A 19,243-nucleotide genomic window follows, 5' to 3' on the forward strand; every position below is an offset into this window, starting at 1 on the left:
CCGCCGCACGTACGCCGCCGGTCGCACGGCGCCTGCACACTGAATAAGATCTGGAGAGTCCGATGAGCACGTCCCCCAACAAGTACGTCGAGGCGCTGCGGTCGTCGCTGAAGGAGATCGAGCGGCTCCGCCAGCAGAACCAGCAGCTGGTGGCGGCCGCCGAGGAGCCCATCGCCGTCGTCGGGATCGGCTGCCGCTACCCGGGCGGGGTGACCTCCCCGGAGGACCTGTGGGACCTGGTCACCGAGGGCCGCGACGTCATGGCGGGCTTCCCCGCCGACCGCGGCTGGGACCTGGACCGCCTGGCGGGCGACGGCCCCGGCCGCAGCCTCGCCCAGGAAGGAGCCTTCCTCGACGGCATGGCGGACTTCGACCCCGCGTTCTTCGGGATCTCGCCCCGCGAGGCCGTCGCCATGGACCCCCAGCAGCGGCTGCTCCTGGAAGTGGCCTGGGAGGCGTTGGAACGGGCCGGGATCGACCCGGTCACCCTGCGCGGCAGCCGGACCGGTGTGTTCGTCGGCACGGCCGGACAGGACTACGCCTCCGTCATCAAGGCGTCCGACGAGGACGCCGAGCAGTTCTCCACCACCGGGCACGCCGCGAGCGTCATCTCCGGCCGGCTCTCCTACACCCTCGGCGCCGAAGGGCCCGCCGTCACCGTCGACACGGCGTGCTCCTCCTCGCTGGTGGCCCTCCACTGGGCGGCGCAGTCCCTGCGCAACGGCGAGTGCGGCATGGCCCTCGCGGGCGGCGCCTCCGTGATGGCGACCCCCGGCCCCTTCGTCTCCTTCACGGCCCAGAGCGGGCTGGCCGCCGACGGCCGCTGCAAGTCGTTCTCCGAGGACGCCGACGGCACCGGCTGGGGGGAGGGCGCCGCCGTCCTCGTCCTGGAACGGCTCTCCGACGCCCAGCGGGCCGGCCACCCCGTCCTGGCGGTGCTGCGGGGCTCCGCGATCAACCAGGACGGCGCCTCCAACGGCCTCTCCGCCCCGCACGGCCCCTCGCAGCGGCGCGTCATCCGCGCCGCCCTGGAGAACGCCCGGCTGACACCCGCCGACATCGACGTCGTCGAGGCCCACGGGACGGGCACCACCCTCGGCGACCCCATCGAGGCGCAGGCCCTGCTCGCCACCTACGGCCAGGACCGCGAACACCCCCTCCGCCTGGGCTCGGTCAAGTCGAACATCGGTCACACGATGGCCGCCTCGGGAGCCGCCGGCGTCATCAAGATGATCATGGCGATGCGTCACGGGTGGATGCCGCGCAGCCTGCACGTGGGCGAGCCCTCCCACGACGTGGACTGGACGAGTGGATCGGTCGAACTCCTCGACGAAGCGGCCGCCTGGCCCGAGACCGGCCGCGCACGGCGCGCCGCCGTCTCCTCCTTCGGCGTCAGCGGCACCAACGCCCACGTGATCGTCGAAGAGGCCCCCGCCGAACCCGCGAGCGCCCCCGACGATGACGCCACGACCCCCGCCGTCATCCCCTGGGTGCTCTCGGGCCGGTCCGCCGCCGCACTCGCCGAACAGCGCGACCGCCTGGTCGCGCACCTCGGCCGCAATCCCGCACTGCGTCCGGTCGACATCGGCCACTCCCTCGCCGTCGGCCGCTCCGCCTTCGAGTACCGCTGCGTCCTGCTCGCCGACCCCACCGGCGCCACCGCCACCGACGACCTCCCCGAGATCGCCGCCGGAGTCGCCGACGAAGGTCTGCTCGCCGTCCTCTTCTCCGGCCAGGGCTCCCAGCGCCTGGGCATGGGCCGCGAACTCCACGCCCGGTTCCCGGTGTTCGCCGAGGCCTTCGACGCCACCGCCGACGCACTCGACCCCCACCTCGAACGACCGCTGCGCGACATCGTCTGGGGCGACGACCCCGGACCGCTCGACGAGACCCGCTGGACCCAGCCGGCGCTCTTCGCCGTCGAGGTCGCCCTGTACCGCCTCATCGAATCCCTCGGCGTCACCCCCGACTTCGTCGGCGGCCACTCCATCGGCGAGATCGCGGCCGCCCACGTGGCAGGAGTCCTCTCCCTGGAGGACGCCTGCCGCCTCGTCGCCGCCCGCGCCTCCCTGATGGCCGCCCTGCCCACCGGCGGCGTCATGATCGCCGTGCAGGCCACCGAGGACGAGATCACCCCCCTGCTCGCCGGCCAGGTGTCCGTCGCCGCCGTCAACGGCCCCCGTTCCGTGGTGATCGCGGGCGACGAGAGCGCCGTACAGGGCATCGCCGCCCACTTCGAGGAGCGGGACCGTAAAACGCGGCGCCTGCGCGTCTCGCACGCCTTCCACTCGCCGCTCATGGAACCGATGCTCGCGGAGTTCCGCGCCGTCGCGGAGAGCCTGACCTACGCGGAGCCCCGCATCCCCGTCGTGTCCAACGTGACCGGCCGGATCGCCGACGTCACGGAGCTGTGCTCCGCCGCCTACTGGGTACGCCACGTCCGCGAGGCCGTACGGTTCGCCGACGGCGTCGCCACTCTCACCGGACGCGGCGTCACCACCCTGCTGGAGCTGGGCCCCGACGGGGTGCTCTCCGCCATGGCCCAGGACTCCCTGCCGGAGCGGGCGGTGATGGTCCCGCTGCTGCGCAAGGACCGCCCGGAGGAACTCGCCGCCGTAACAGCCCTCGCACGCGTCCACGTCCGCGGCGCCACCGTGCGCTGGGCCGGCCTCTACGACGGGACCGGAGCCCGGCGCGTCGACCTGCCGACCTACGCGTTCCAGCGCAGGCGCTACTGGCCGGCCGCGGGCTCCGGCACCGCGGGCGACATACGCGCTGCGGGACTCGGCTCCGCCGACCACCCCCTGCTCGGCGCGGCCGTCGAACTCGCCGACGGCCAAGGCGCCCTGTTCACCAGCAGATTGTCCGTCCGTTCCCACCCCTGGCTCGCCGATCACGGTGTCCGGGGCCGCGCGCTGCTGCCCGGGACGGCCTTCGTCGAACTGGCGATCCGGGCCGCCGACGAGGTCGAGTGCGACCGCGTCGAGGAACTTGCCCTCGCGGCGCCCCTCGCCCTCCCCGAGGACGGCGCCGTACAGCTCCAGGTGCGCGTCGGAGCCGCCGACGACGCGGGACGCCGCCCGCTCGGCATCTACTCGCGCGTCGAGGACGGCTTCGACCTGCCCTGGTCCCAGCACGCCACCGGCATCGTCGCCCCGGGCCCGGGGATCGCGGAGCCCCGCTTCGACGCCACCGTCTGGCCCCCCGCCGGAGCCGACCCCGTCGACCTCGACGGATGCTACGAGCGCCTGGCGGAACTCGGCTTCGACTACGGCCCCGCCTTCCGGGGGCTGCGCGCCGCCTGGCGACGCGGCGACGAGGTCTACGCCGACGTCGCCCTCCCCGAGGACTCCGGTACCGACGCGAACGACTTCGGCCTCCACCCGGCACTGCTCGACGCGGCCCAGCACGCGGCGGCCTTCGCCGACCTCGGCGCCATCAGCCGGGGCGGTCTGCCCTTCGCCTGGGAAGGCGTCTCACTGACGGCCTCCGGCGCCACGGCCGTACGCGCACGACTGGCCCCCGCAGGGGACGACACCGTCTCCATCGAGGTGTACGACACGGCGGGCGACCCCGTCCTCACCGTGGACTCCCTGGTCTCCCGCTCCGTCCCCTCCGCGGGCCCCGAGGACCACTCCGCAGTCCACCGCGACGCGCTGTTCCGGGTGGCCTGGTCCCCGCTGAAGAACTCCGCCGCCGCCGGGCCCGACGACGTGGCCGTGATCGGCGCCGACCCGCTCGGCACGGCCGACACCCTGCGCGCCGCCGGCACCACGGTCACGACCCACCCCGACCTGGCCGCCCTCGCGGCGTCGGACGCACCCGTCCCCGCCGTAGTCGTCACCACCGTGTCCGGCACGGACGCGAACGCCCTCGCCGCGACCCACTCCCTCGGCGCCGACGCCCTTGCCGGCCTGCAGCGGTGGCTGGACGAGGACCGCTTCTTCGACGCCCGCCTGGTCCTCGTGACCCAGGGAGCCCACACGGGCGACGACCTCGCCGCCGCGTCGGTCCACGGCCTCGTCCGGACGGCCAGGACCGAGAACCCGGGACGCTTCGGCCTCCTGGACATCGACCCCGGCACGGCCTCGCTCCCCCCACAGGCCGTGCCGGCCCTCCTCCGCTCCGCCCTCGCCGCCGGGGCCGACGAACCGGACCTCGCGATACGGGACGGAGAGTTGCTCGCCGCCCGCCTCACCCGGGTCACCGCCCCCCGGGAGCGGACCGTCTGGAACCCCGAGGGCACCGTCCTCATCACCGGAGGCACGGGCGGCCTCGGCGGCGCCCTCGCCCGGCACCTGGTCACCGAACGCGGCGTGCGGCACCTGCTGCTCGTCAGCCGCAGGGGCCTCGCCGCCGACGGCGCCGAAACACTCCGCGCCGAACTGAGCGGACTGGGCGCCCAGGTGACCGTCGCACCCTGCGACGTCACCGACCGGACCGCACTCGAAGAACTCCTGGCGGACGTTCCCGCCGCACACCCGCTCACCGCCGTCGTCCACACCGCGGGCGTCGTCGACGACGGAGTGATCGGCTCCCTGACGCCGGAGCGGCTGACCGCAGTCCTGCGCCCCAAGGCGGACGCGGCGTGGCACCTCCACGAACTGACCCGCGGGCTCGACCTGGCCGCCTTCGTCGTCTTCTCCTCCGTCGCCGCCACCCTCGGCAGCCCAGGGCAGGCCAACTACGCCGCCGGAAACGCCTTTCTCGACGCCCTCGCCACCCACCGCAGGCACCACCGGCTGCCGGCCCACTCCCTCGCCTGGGGCCCCTGGACCCGCAACATCGGCATGACCGGCAGCCTCACCGACATAGACGTGGAGCGCATCACCCGCTCCGGCATGCCCCCGCTCTCCATGGAGCAGGGCCTCGCCCTGTTCGACGCCGCCGTCGCCTGCGACGAGGCGGCTCTCGCCCCGGTACGCCTCGACCTGGCCGTCCTGCGCGCCCAGGGCGACATCGCCCCCCTGATGCGCGGCCTCATCCGATCCCCGGGACGCCGGACCGCGGCCGTACAGACCTCCCAGACGGCGGGAGGCCTCGCCCAACGGCTCACCGCCCTGGACGCCGCCGAACAGCGCGGGACCCTCCTCGGCCTCGTACGCGAACAGATCGCCCGAGTTCTGGGCCACGCCGACGCGACGGAGGTCGAAGCGTCCCGCCAGTTCCAGGACCTCGGCTTCGACTCGCTGACAGCGGTCGAACTGCGCAACGGCCTCAACACCGTGACCGGCCTGCGCCTGCCCGCGACCATGGTCTTCGACTACCCGACCCCGAGCGCCCTCGCCGACCACATGCGCGACGAACTGCTCGGCACGGACCACCCGGCTGCCCTGGCCGCCCTGCCGGCCCCGGCGGCCACGGAGCCCTCGCTCAGCGACGACCCCATCGCGATCGTCGGCATGGCCTGCCGCTACCCGGGCGGCGTGACCTCACCCGAAGACTTCTGGCACCTCGTCACCGAAGGCGTCGACGCCATCACCGGCTTCCCCACCAACCGGGGCTGGGACCTCGACGGACTCTACGACCCCGACCCCGACCAGCCCGGCAGGACCCATGTCCGCGAAGGCGGATTCCTGCACACGGCCGGTGAGTTCGACCCCGACTTCTTCGGCATGTCGCCGCGCGAGGCGATGGCCACCGACTCCCAGCAGCGACTTCTCCTGGAGCTCTCCTGGGAAGCCGTCGAGCGCGCCGGGATCGACCCGGCCAGCCTGCGCGGCAGCCGGACCGGTGTCTTCGCAGGTGTCATGTACAACGACTACGGGCCGCTCCTGACGGGCGAGGAGTACGAGGCCTTCCGGGGCAACGGCAGCGCACCGAGCGTGGCGTCGGGCCGCGTCTCGTACACCCTGGGCCTCGAAGGCCCGGCCGTGACGGTGGACACGGCCTGCTCCTCCTCACTGGTCGGCATGCACCTCGCGGCCCAGGCCCTGCGCAGCGGCGAGTGCTCGCTGGCACTGGCCGGCGGTGTCACCGTGATGTCCACGCCCAGCACCTTCATCGAGTTCTCCCGGGCCCGCGGCCTGGCCCCCGACGGCCGCTCAAAGCCCTTCTCCGAGTCGGCCGACGGCGTCGGCTGGTCGGAGGGCGTCGGCATGCTCGTACTGGAACGCCTCTCCGACGCACACCGCAACGGCCACCAGGTACTGGCCCTGCTGCGCGGCAGCGCGATCAACCAGGACGGGGCTTCGAACGGCCTGACCGCCCCGAACGGCCCCTCGCAGCAGCGAGTGATCAGGCAGGCACTGACGGGTGGAGGACTCCGCCCGGACGACGTCGACGTGGTCGAGGCGCACGGCACAGGCACGACCCTCGGTGATCCGATCGAGGCGCAGGCCCTGCTGGCCACGTACGGGCGCGACCGGGATCCGGAGCGTCCGCTGTTGCTGGGCTCCGTGAAGTCCAACATCGGCCACACGCAGGCCGCCGCCGGTGTCGCCGGTGTCATCAAGATGGTGATGGCGATGCGACACGGTGTCGTACCGCAGACCCTCCACGTGAGCGAACCGTCCTCGCACGTCGACTGGTCGGCGGGCGCGGTGGAACTCCTGACACGGCCGACGCCCTGGCCGGAGACGGACCGGGTGCGGCGTGCGGGTGTGTCGTCGTTCGGGATCAGCGGGACGAACGCGCACGTCATCCTGGAGCAGGCGCCCCCACGCCCCGACAGCACGGTCGCCGCCAACACCGAGGTGAAGCCGAAGGTGGTGCCGTGGCCGCTCTCAGGGCGGACGCCTCGGGCCCTGGCCGATCAGGCGGCGCGGCTGCTGCCCTTCGTCGGGACCGCGTCGACCCCGCGACCGCTGGACATCGGATACACACTGGCCACGAGCCGCTCCCTGTTCGACCACCGTGCGGTGGTCCTGGCGGCCGACCCCGACGGAACCCGGCGGACACTGACCGCCCTGGCGGCCGGTGAACCCGACGCGTCGGCGGTCACGGGCCACGTGGCGAGCGGAAAGCGCGCTTTCCTCTTCTCGGGTCAGGGTTCGCAGCGGCTCGGTATGGGTCGTGGGTTGTACGGGGCTTTTCCGGTGTTCGCGGAGGCGTTGGACGCGGTGGTCGCGTTGCTGGACGTGGGGTTGGGGTGTTCGCTGCGTGAGGTGATGTGGGGTGAGGATGCCGGGCTGTTGGACGACACCGGTTTCGCTCAGCCGGCGTTGTTCGCGGTCGAGGTGGCGTTGTTCCGGTTGGTGGAGTCGTGGGGTGTGGCTCCTGATTTCGTGGCGGGTCATTCGATCGGTGAGGTCGCGGCGGCTCATGTGGCGGGGGTGTTGTCGCTGGAGGACGCTTGCGCGCTGGTGGTGGCGCGGGCGTCGTTGATGCGGGCGCTGCCCGAGGGTGGCGCGATGATCGCGGTGCAGGCAACCGAGGACGAGGTCGTGCCGCTGTTGTCCGACGCGGTGTCGATCGCCGCGGTCAACGGGCCGGCTTCGGTGGTGGTGTCCGGTGATGAGGACGCTGTGCTGGCGGTTGCCGCGCNGAGGCGTTGGACGCGGTGGTCGCGTTGCTGGACGTGGGGTTGGGGTGTTCGCTGCGTGAGGTGATGTGGGGTGAGGATGCCGGGCTGTTGGACGACACCGGTTTCGCTCAGCCGGCGTTGTTCGCGGTCGAGGTGGCGTTGTTCCGGTTGGTGGAGTCGTGGGGTGTGGCTCCTGATTTCGTGGCGGGTCATTCGATCGGTGAGGTCGCGGCGGCTCATGTGGCGGGGGTGTTGTCGCTGGAGGACGCTTGCGCGCTGGTGGTGGCGCGGGCGTCGTTGATGCGGGCGCTGCCCGAGGGTGGCGCGATGATCGCGGTGCAGGCAACCGAGGACGAGGTCGTGCCGCTGTTGTCCGACGCGGTGTCGATCGCCGCGGTCAACGGGCCGGCTTCGGTGGTGGTGTCCGGTGATGAGGACGCTGTGCTGGCGGTTGCCGCGCGGGTGGCGGAGCTGGGGCGGAAGACGACGCGTCTGCGGGTGTCGCACGCGTTCCACTCGCCGTTGATGGACCCGATGCTGGAGGAGTTCCGCAGCGTGGCCGAGCAGCTGGCTTACGCGGAGCCGGTGATTCCCGTGGTCTCGAATCTGACGGGTCGGGTGGCTTCGGCGGGCGGGCTGTGTTCGGCGGAGTACTGGGTGCGGCACGTCCGTGAGGCCGTCCGTTTCGCGGATGGTGTGCGGGTGCTGGGGGAGCGGGGGGTGTCTCTGTTCCTGGAGTTGGGGCCGGACGGTGTGCTGTCGGCGATGGCTCAGGAGTCGGTGCCGGAGGGTGCCGTCACCGTGCCGACCCTCCGCAAGGACCGACCCGAGGAGGAGACCGCGCTCAACGCGCTGGCCCACTTCTACGTACGGGGCGTTCCCATCGACTGGTCAGCAGTCTTCGCCGGAACCGGGGCGTCGGGGGTGGACGTGCCCACCTACCCGTTCCAGCACCAGTGGATCTGGCCGGCAGCTCCGCAGGCCGGCGCCAGGGGTGACGTACGCGCGGCAGGACTGGGCGCGACCGCACACCCGTTGCTGGGCGCCTCCCTCGAACTGGCGGAGGGAGAAGGCGCGCTGTTCACAGGACGGTTGTCCGTCCGGTCGCATCCGTGGCTCGCCGACCACGCGGTCATGGGCCGGGTCCTGCTGCCCGGGACCGCGCTCCTGGAGCTGGCGTTCCGCGCCGGTGACGAGGTCGGCTGCGACCGGATCGAAGAGCTGACGCTCGCGGCGCCGCTCGTACTGCCCGAAAGCGGCGCCGTGCAGGTACAGGTGCGCGTCGGGGCTGCGGACGACGCGTCCCGCCGCTCGATCACGGTGCACTCCCGGCCCGACGGCGACGACGAGCGGTCCTGGACCCAGCACGCCACCGGTCTCATCGCGGCCGGGAGCGGCACACGCTGGGCCGACGGCTTCGATGCCACGGTGTGGCCGCCCGCGCACGCCGAGGAACTGGAAGCCGAAGGATGCTACGACCGCTTCGCCGCACTCGGGTTCGCGTACGGCCCGGTGTTCCGGGGCCTGCGCGCCGCCTGGCGGCGTGACGACGAGATCTTCGCCGAGGTGACCCTTCCGGAAGGCGTACAGGCGGACGCCGCCGCCTTCGGTCTGCACCCCGCACTGCTGGACTCCGCACTGCACGCCTCGCTCCTCGCCGACGACGGTGAGCAGGGCGCGGCGGGGCTGCCGTTCTCATGGGAGGGCGTGTCGCTGCACGCCACGGGAGCCACCACCCTGCGGGTGAGGATCGCCCCGGTCGAGGGCCGGAACGCGGTCTCCCTCGCAGCCGCCGACGCGTCCGGCGAGCCGGTCGCCTCGGTGGACTCCCTTCTCGTACGTGCCGTGACGAGCGAGGAACTGAGCGACGACGCCGCGTTGGCCCGGGACGCGCTGTTCGGTCTCGAATGGGTGCCGGTACCGGCAGGCGCCGATGTGCCCGAAGCGGTCGCGCTGGTGGGCGACGACCCGCTCGGTCTCGCCGAAGCGATGGCCGGGGCAGGGCCCCGGATCGACACGCACCCGGACCTGACGACCCTGGGAGCTGACGGGGCCCCGGTGCCCGGCACCGTGCTGGTGGGGATCGCCCGCACCGCCGACGCCGAGGCCGCGGAGTCCGCTCACGCGCTGACCGGGAGCGCGCTGGCGCTGATACAGGAGTGGCTGGCCGAGCAGCGGTTCGCCGGCTCGCGGCTGGTGTTCGTCACGCGCGGCGCGATGACGGTCGCCGACGAGGACGCCGTCGATGTGGCGGCGGCCTCGGTGTGGGGCCTGGTGCGCTCCGCGCAGACGGAGAACCCCGGCTGCTTCGGCCTGGTGGACCTCGGTCTCACCGACGACCCGTGCGAGCGCCTCGTGGGCGCCCTCACGACGGATGAACCCCAAGTGGTGGTCCGCGACAGCGCGATCCACGCGGGCAGGCTCGCCCGAATCGATTCAGGAACCGGCCTGGTACCGCCCTCCGGCGTGCCGTGGCGCCTGGACAGCGAGACGCAGGGAAGCCTGGACGGGCTGGCGCTGGCGCCCTTCCCCGAGGCCCTGGAGCCCCTGACCGGCCGCGAGGTGCGCATCGAGGTCCGTGCGGCAGGGGTCAACTTCCGCGATGTCCTCAAGGCGCTCGACATGTACCCCGGTGACGCCGGACGCATGGGGCGCGAGGCCGCGGGTGTGGTCACCGAAGTGGGCCCCGAGGTCACCGGACTGCGGCCTGGCGACCCGGTCACGGGCCTCGTTTCCGGCGGCTTCGGCACCCATGTGGTCGCCGACGAGCGGCTCCTCACCAGGCTCCCCGAGGGGTGGTCGTGGGAGTCGGCGGCGTCGGTGCCGTTGGTGTTCCTGACGGCGTATTACGCGTTGGTGGAGCTGGGTGGGGTGCGTGCGGGGGAGAGGGTGCTGATCCATGCCGGTGCGGGTGGTGTGGGTATGGCGGCGATCCAGGTGGCGAGGTATCTGGGTGCGGAGGTCTTCGCGACGGCGAGTGAGGGCAAGTGGGATGTTCTGCGGTCGTTGGGTGTGGCGGATGATCACATCGCGTCGTCGCGTTCGACGGACTTCGAGGCGGTGTTCGCGGGGGTCGCTGGTGGTGTTGATGTTGTTCTGAACTCGTTGGCGGGTGAGTTCGTGGACGCGTCGTTGCGTTTGCTGGGGGCTGGTGGGCGGTTCCTGGAGATGGGGAAGACGGATGTGCGGGAGGCTGCTGGTCTGCCGGAGGGGGTGGTGTATCGGGCGTTCGACCTGGGCTGGGTGGATCCGGAGGGGATCGGGCGGATGCTGGCCGAGGTGATGGGGTTGTTCGGGCGTGGTGTTCTGGTGCCGTTGCCGGTGCGGTCGTGGGATGTGCGGCGGGCGCGGGATGCGTTCCGGTTCATGAGTATGGCCAGGCATGTGGGCAAGATCGTGTTGAGGATGCCGCGGGTGTGGGATCCGGCGGGCACGGTGCTGGTCACGGGTGGTACGGGTGGTCTGGGTGGTGTGCTGGCGCGGCATCTGGTGGCGGAGCGTGGGGTGCGGCATCTGGTGCTCACGAGTCGGCGTGGTGGGGATGCGCTGGGTGTTGGGGAGCTGGTGGATGATCTGCGGGCGCTGGGTGCTTCGGTGTCCGTCGTGGCGTGTGATGTCGCGGACCGTGGGGCGTTGGCTGGGTTGTTGGACGGTATTGCGGCCGATCGTCCGTTGACGGCTGTGGTGCATACGGCGGGTGTGCTGGATGACGGGGTGATCGGTTCGCTGACTCCCGGGCGGCTGGATGCGGTGCTGCGGCCGAAGGTGGACGCGGCCTGGAACCTCCACGAACTGACCCGGGATCTGGACCTCGCCGCCTTCGTCCTCTACTCCTCGGTTTCCGGCGTCATCGGCGGCGCGGGCCAGGCCAACTACGCGGCCGGCAACACCTTCCTCGACGCGCTCGCCGCACATCGACAGGCTGCCGGCCTGCCGGGAACCTCCCTGGCCTGGGGCGCCTGGAACCAGGGCGCCGGTATGACCAGCGGACTCACCGAGGCCGACCTGCGACGAGCCGCCGAGGCGGGCATGCCCCTGCTCTCGGTCGACCAGGGCCTCACCCTCTTCGACGCGGCCCTGGCCACCGGCCACGCCGCCGTGGCGCCCGTCCGCCTCGACCTGGCGGCCCTGCGCGCCCACGGCACCGTCCCTCCGCTGCTGCGCGGACTCGTCCGCACGGCGGCCCGGCGCACGTCGGCCACGGGAGCGGGAGCGAGTACCGAGCGCGGGCTCGCCGACCGCCTCGCCCGATTGGAGCGTGCCGAACGTCATGCCGCACTGCTCACCCTCGTACGCGCCGAGGCGGCCCTGGTGCTCGGCCACCCGAGCGGCGACGGGGTCGACCCGGCTCGCGCGTTCCGCGACCTCGGCTTCGACTCCCTGACGGCGGTGGAGCTGCGCAACCGGTTGAACACGGCGACCGGACTGCGGCTGCCCGCCACGATGATCTTCGACTATCCGACCGTGGAGACGCTGGCCGGTCATCTGCTCGAAGAACTCGTCGGCCCGGACGCGGACCTCGACAGGGAGCCGGCCGCACCGGAACTCCCCGGCACCCTCCTCGACGACGACCCCATCGTGATCGTCGGAATGAGCTGCCGCTTCCCCGGCGGCATCGGCGCGCCGGAGGACCTGTGGCGGCTGGTCACCGAAGGCGCCGACGTCGTCTCCGACTTCCCGACGAACCGCGGCTGGGACCTCGACGCGCTGTACAACCCCGACCCCGAGCACATGGGCACCTCCTACACGCGCTCCGGCGGGTTCCTGCACGACGCCGGAGAGTTCGACCCCGCGTTCTTCGGGATGTCCCCCCGTGAGGCGATGGCGACGGACGCACAGCAGCGGCTGCTGCTGGAGACGTCGTGGGAGGCCATCGAACGGGCTGGGATCGACCCTGTGTCCCTGCGTGACAGCCAGACCGGCGTCTTCGCCGGCGTGATGTACGGCGGCTACAACACCGCCCTGTCCGGTGGGGAGTTCGAAGGCTTCCAGGGGCAGGGCAGTGCGCTGAGCGTTGCCTCGGGACGGGTCTCGTACACCTTCGGGTTCGAGGGCCCTGCCGTGACCGTGGACACGGCGTGCTCGTCGTCGCTCGTGGCCATGCACCTGGCCGCGCAGGCCCTGCGTGGTGGTGAGTGCTCGCTGGCGCTGGCCGGCGGCGTCACCGTCATGTCGATCCCCGACACGTTCGTGGAGTTCTCCCGACAGCGGGGTCTGGCCCCCGATGGCCGTTCCAAGCCCTTCTCGGAGTCGGCCGACGGCGTCGGCTGGTCCGAGGGCATCGGCATGCTTCTCCTGGAGCGGCAGTCGGACGCGGTTCGTAACGGTCACGAGATCTTGGCGGTGGTGCGGGGTTCGGCGGTGAACCAGGACGGTGCGTCCAACGGCCTGACCGCCCCGAACGGTCCTTCGCAGCAGCGGGTGATCCGTCAGGCGCTGGCCAGTGGTGGGCTCACGCCGGATGATGTGGACGCCGTGGAGGCGCACGGTACGGGCACGACCCTCGGCGACCCCATCGAGGCACAGGCGTTGCTGGCCACGTATGGGCGGGACCGTGATCCGGAGCGTCCGTTGTTGCTGGGTTCGGTGAAGTCCAACCTGGGTCACACGCAGGCCGCCGCCGGTGTCGCGGGTGTCATCAAGATGGTGATGGCGATGCGGCACGGAGTGCTGCCGGGTACGGCGCACGTGACCGAGCCGTCGTCGCATGTGGACTGGTCGGCGGGGGCGGTGGAGCTTCTGACGGAGTCCGCCGTGTGGCCGGAGACCGACCGGGTGCGGCGTGCGGGTGTGTCGTCGTTCGGGATCAGTGGGACGAACGCGCACGTGATCCTGGAGCAGCCGTCTCCGGTGATCCGGGGCACGGTGGTCACGGACCCCCCTGTGAAGGAGCCGGCGGTGGTGCCGTGGGTGCTGTCCGGCAAGACCCCCGAAGCGTTGCGCGGTCAGGCCGCCCGGTTGCTCTCCTCGATCCAGGCGCGTCCCGAACTGCGGCCGCTGGACGTCGGGTTCTCCCTGGCGACCGGTCGCTCCGTCTTCGAACACAACGCGGTCGTGCCGGTCGGTGAACCCGCGGACACCGTACGCGCCCTGGCGGCTCTGGCCGCGGGTGATCCGGACGCCTCTGTGGTGTCGGGTGTGCCGGCCGGTGGCCGGACGGCGGTGCTGTTCTCGGGTCAGGGTTCGCAGCGCCTCGGTATGGGACGCGAACTGTACGCACGCTTTCCCGTGTTCGCCGATGCGCTCGACGCCGTCCTCCGCCACCTGGACGAAGGGGCGGACGGCTCGCTGCGTGAGGTGATGTGGGGTGAGGACGCCGACCTCCTGAACGAGACGGGCGCGGCCCAGCCGGCGTTGTTCGCGGTCGAGGTGGCGTTGTTCCGGCTGGTGGAGTCGTGGGGTGTGGCTCCTGATTTCGTGGCCGGTCATTCGATCGGTGAGATCGCGGCGGCTCATGCGGCGGGGGTGTTCTCGCTGGAGGACGCCTGCACACTGGTGGTGGCGCGGGCGCGGCTCATGCAGGCGCTGCTGGACGGCGGTGCCATGATCGCCGTCCAGGCCACCGAGGACGAGGTACTTCCGCTGCTCTCCGACCGGGAGGGGCAGGTCACGATCGCCGCGGTCAACGGACCCTCCTCCGTGGTGATCTCGGGCCACGAGGACGTGGTCCTGGAGGTCTCGGCACGACTGGAACAGCAGGGCCGGAAGGCCACCTGGCTGCGGGTGTCGCACGCGTTCCACTCGCCGTTGATGGACCCGATGCTGGAGGAGTTCCGCAGCGTGGCCGAGCAGCTGGCTTACGCGCAGCCGGTGATTCCGGTGGTCTCGAATCTGACGGGTCGGGTGGCTTCGGCTGGCGAGCTGTGTTCGGCGGAGTACTGGGTGCGGCACGTTCGTGAGGCCGTCCGCTTCGCCGACGGCGTACAGGCCCTGGCCGAGCACGGCGTGACCGTCTTCCTGGAACTCGGCCCGGACGGCGTCCTGACCGCGATGGCCAGGGAATCGGTGACCGACGAGAGCGTCCTCGTGCCGGTCCTGCGCAGGAACCGGTCGGAGGAGCAGTCGGCCGTCACCGCGCTGGCCCAACTCCATGTGCACGGGGTCGGAGTGGACTGGTCGTGGTTCTTCGCCGGGGCAGGAGCCTCACGGGTGGACCTCCCGACGTACGCCTTCGAACATCAGCCGTTCTGGCCCGCGGGTCTGCGGGGCAGGGGGGACGCGGCGGCTCTCGGACTCGTTTCTGCCGGCCATCCGTTGCTGAGTGGTCTGGTGGGGCTGGCTGAGGGCGATGGGGTGTTGTTCACGGGGCGGTTGTCGCTGCGTTCGCATGGTTGGTTGGCTGACCATGTGGTGGGTGGGCGTGTTGTTGTTCCTGGTACGGCGCTGTTGGAGTTGGCGGTGCGTGCGGGGGATGAGGTGGGTTGTGGGTGTGTTGAGGAGTTGACGCTGGCTGCGCCTTTGGTGGTGCCGGAGCGTGGTGCGGTGCGGGTTCAGGTGCGTGTGGGTGTGGTGGACGGGGTGGGGCGGCGTTCGGTTGTCGTTCATTCCCGGGTGGAGGACGGTGTTGAGGGGCCGTGGGTTCTCCATGCGGCTGGTGTGCTGGCTGAGGGTGTCGGGGCTCCGGTGGGTGGGGTGTTCGATGGTTCGGTGTGGCCGCCGGTGGGTGCGGAGCCGGTGGGGCTGGATGGTTTCTATGAGGCGCGTGCGGTGGAGGGTTTTGCGTACGGGCCGGTGTTCCAGGGGTTGCGTGCTGTCTGGCGGCGTGGTGACGAGGTCTTCGCCGAGGTGGGTCTGCCGGAGGGTGTGAGGGGTGAGGCGGGGGCGTTCGGGCTGCATCCTGCTGTGCTGGATGCGGGTCTGCATGCTGCGTGGTTCCTGGGTGGGGCGGAGGATGCGGGGGGTGTTCCGTTCTCGTGGGGCGGGGTGACGTTGCATGCTTCGGGTGCGTCGGTGGTCCGGGTGCGGTTGGTGCGTGCGGGTGATGGTGCGGTGTCGGTCGCTGTGGCCGATATGGCGGGTGCGCCGGTGGCTTCGGTGGAGTCGTTGGCGATGCGGGCCTTGTCCGCGGACGCTCTGGGGGACGAGCGCGCGTTGGTGAACGACGCACTCTTCCGCCTCGACTGGACGCCGGCATCCGGTGCGGTCGTTGACGTTCCGCAGACGGTCGCGCTGGAGGGCCACGACGTCCTCGGCCTGACCGACATCCTGCGCGATGCCGGTGTCACCGTCGAATCTGCCTCGTCCGCATCCGAAGCGCCTGATGTGGTGCTGATTCCGGTGGTGGGTGAGCCGGCGGGGGATGTCACGGATGTGGTGCGGGCGTTGACGTCGCGGGTGCTGGGGCTGGTGCAGGAGCGTTTGTCGGACGGGCGGTTCGCGGAGTCCCGGTTCGTTTTCGTGACGCGTGGTGCGGTGGGCGGCCAGGACCTGGCGGCGGCCGCGGTGCGTGGTCTNCGTTCTCGTGGGGCGGGGTGACGTTGCATGCTTCGGGTGCGTCGGTGGTCCGGGTGCGGTTGGTGCGTGCGGGTGATGGTGCGGTGTCGGTCGCTGTGGCCGATATGGCGGGTGCGCCGGTGGCTTCGGTGGAGTCGTTGGCGATGCGGGCCTTGTCCGCGGACGCTCTGGGGGACGAGCGCGCGTTGGTGAACGACGCACTCTTCCGCCTCGACTGGACGCCGATCAGCGCCTCCTCCTCTGTTTCCTCCGCCTCTGGTTCGCGCGGTGTCGCGGTGGCCGGAGAGGACACGTGGGGCCTCGTAGCGGCCCTGCGGGACGCGGGAATCGATCCCGCGCACGGGGAAGAGCCCCTCGCGCTCGCCGCCGACGATTCGCCCGCGCCTGATGTGGTGCTGATTCCGGTGGTGGGTGAGTCGGCGGGGGATGTCACGGATGTGGTGCGGGCGTTGACGTCGCGGGTGCTGGGGCTGGTGCAGGAGCGTTTGTCGGACGGGCGGTTCGCGGAGTCCCGGTTCGTTTTCGTGACGCGTGGTGCGGTGGGCGGCCAGGACCTGGCGGCGGCCGCGGTGCGTGGTCTCGTACGGTCCGCGCAGTCGGAGAACCCCGGATGCTTCGGGCTCATCGACCTGGACCCGACCGAGCCGGTGACGTTGCCGCTGTCGGCGCTGGACGGTGACGAGCCGCAGCTACTGGTACGGGCCGGTCACGTGCTGGCCGCGCGACTGGTGCGCACGGCCGCCGAGGAGCACGACGCGGGCCTCGTGTGGGCCGGTGAGGGCAGTGTGCTGATCACTGGTGGTACGGGTGGTCTGGGTGCGGTGACGGCGCGGCATCTGGTGGTTGAGCACGGTGTGCGGCGGTTGTTGCTGGTGAGTCGTAGCGGTCTCGGTGCTGAGGGTGCCGAGGCGCTGGTCGATGAGTTGACGGAGCTGGGCGCCGAGATCGTGGTCGAGGCGTGTGACGTGTCGGACCGGGGTGCTCTGGAGCGGGTGCTGTCCCGGCACGAGGTGTCGGCCGTGGTGCACGCGGCGGGTGTGCTGGACGACGGTGTGGTGGGCTCGCTCACCCCGGAACGGCTGGACAAGGTCCTGCGGCCCAAGGCCGACGCCGCATGGCACCTGCATGAACTGACGCGCGACCAGAACCTGTCAGCCTTCGTCGTGTTCTCTTCGATCGCCGCGATGTTCGGGAGTGCGGGGCAGGGCAATTACGCGGCGGGCAACGCGTTCCTGGATGCGTTGATGGAGCGTCGTCGGGCGGAGGGTCTGCCGGGTGTGTCGCTCGCCTGGGGTCCGTGGGACCAGTCGGGTGGGATGACGGGGACCTTGACGGATGCTGATGCGGAGCGGATGGCGCGTGCGGGTGTGCCGGCGTTGTCGGTGGGCCTGGGTGTGGCGCTGTTCGATGCGGCTCTGGCGTCGGGTGGTGCTGTGGTGGCGCCGGTGCGGCTGGATCTTCCGGTCCTGCGTGCGCAGGGTGAGGTGCCGCCGTTGTTGCGTTCGCTGATCCGGGTGCGGTCGCGGCGTGCGGCTGCGGCGGCGGGTTCGGCGACGGCTGCGGGGCTGGTGGAGCGGCTGGCCGCGCTCAGTGTCGTCGAGCGTCAGGAAGTGCTGGTGGACCTGGTTCGCGGGCAGGTCGCCCTCGTACTCGGTCATGCTGACGGCAACGCGGTCAATCCCGGCCGCGCCTTCCGCGACCTGGGCTTCGACTCCCTCACCGCGGTCGAGCTGCGCAACCGCCTCAACACGGCCAGCGGGCTGCGACTGCCGGCCACGATGGCCTTCGACTACCCCACCGTCCAGGCTCTCGTGGACCATCTCCTGGAGGAGCTGCTGGGTGCGGACGCGCCGGAGGTTCTGCCGGTGGCGGCAGGCCTGCCCGGCCGGGGGATCGCCGATGACCCGATCGTGGTCGTGGGGATGAGCTGCCGGTATCCGGGCGGGGTCGCCTCGCCGGAGGACCTGTGGCGGCTGGTCACCGAGGGCGCCGACGCCGTGTCCGGGTTCCCGACGAACCGGGGCTGGGACCTCGACGGGCTCTACGACCCTGACCCCGACCACAAGGGCACCTCCTACACACAGCAGGGCGGCTTCCTGCACACCGCCGACCAGTTCGACCCCGCCTTCTTCGGGATGTCGCCGCGTGAGGCGACGGCGACGGACTCGCAGCAGCGGCTGCTGCTGGAAGCCTCCTGGGAGGCGATCGAGACGGCCGGGATCGACCCGGTCTCGCTCAAGGGAACCGCGACCGGTGTGTTCGCGGGCGTGATGTACAGCGACTACACCAGTCTTCTGGGAGGACCCGAGTTCGAAGGCTTCCAGGGAGGGGGGAGCACGAGTCTCGCCTCGGGCCGGGTGTCGTACGCGCTGGGGCTGGAGGGTCCTGCGGTGACGGTGGACACGGCGTGTTCGTCGTCGCTGGTGGCGATGCACTGGGCGATGCAGGCGCTGCGGAGCGGTGAGTGCTCGCTGGCGCTGGCCGGTGGTGTCACCGTGATGTCCACCCCGACCGTGTTCGTCGACTTCTCGCGTCAGCGGGGTCTGGCCCCTGATGGCCGGTGCAAGGCGTTCTCGGAGTCGGCCGACGGTGTCGGCTGGTCGGAGGGTGTCGGGATGCTGGTGCTGGAGCGGCAGTCGGACGCGATCCGTAACGGTCACGAGATCCTGGCGGTGGTGCGGGGTTCGGCGGTCAACCAGGACGGTGCGTCCAACGGTCTGACCGCCCCGAACGGTCCTTCGCAGCAGCGGGTCATCCGTCAGGCGCTCACCAGCGGCGGGCTGACCATGGACGACGTCGATGTGGTGGAGGCGCACGGCACGGGCACCATGCTGGGCGACCCGATCGAGGCGCAGGCGTTGCTGGCCACGTACGGCCGGGACCGTGATCCGGAGCGCCCGCTCCTGCTGGGTTCGGTGAAGTCCAACATCGGGCACACCCAGGCTGCCGCCGGTGTCGCGGGTGTCATCAAGATGATCATGGCGATGCGGCACGGAGTGCTGCCGCAGACCCTGCACGTCGACGCTCCGTCGTCGCATGTGGACTGGTCGGCGGGGGCGGTGGAACTCCTGACACGGCCGACGCCCTGGCCGGAGACGGACCGGGTGCGGCGTGCGGGTGTGTCGTCGTTCGGGATCAGTGGGACGAACGCGCACGTGATCCTGGAGCAGCCGTCTCCGGTGATCCGGGGCACGGTGGTCACGGACCCCCCTGTGAAGGAGCCGGCGGTGGTGCCGTGGGTGCTGTCCGGCAAGACCCCCGAAGCGTTGCGCGGTCAGGCCGCCCGGTTGCTCTCCTCGATTCAGGCGCGTCCCGAACTGCGGC

2 protein-coding genes and 1 pseudogene are annotated in these 19,243 nt (G+C 71.5%); all 3 read left to right on the forward strand.

Features of this window, described 5'->3' with window-relative positions; all coding sequences use genetic code 11:
- Positions 1-62: 62 nt before the first annotated feature.
- Positions 63-7,485 (forward strand): type I polyketide synthase (locus tag AMK21_RS33115; protein WP_143194914.1); only part of this gene is annotated, 7,423 nt, incomplete at its 3' end.
- A gap of 1 nt (position 7,486) precedes the next feature.
- Positions 7,487-15,918: pseudogene (locus tag AMK21_RS33120) on the forward strand (SDR family NAD(P)-dependent oxidoreductase); the annotation flags it as partial.
- A 276-nt stretch (positions 15,919-16,194) separates the two neighbouring features.
- Positions 16,195-19,243, forward strand: a 3,049-nt coding sequence (locus AMK21_RS33125; protein WP_420712537.1) for a type I polyketide synthase, incomplete at its 3' end; no start/stop codon positions are given.

Source organism: Streptomyces sp. CB00316, assembly GCF_001905595.1.
Lineage (GTDB): Bacteria > Actinomycetota > Actinomycetes > Streptomycetales > Streptomycetaceae > Streptomyces.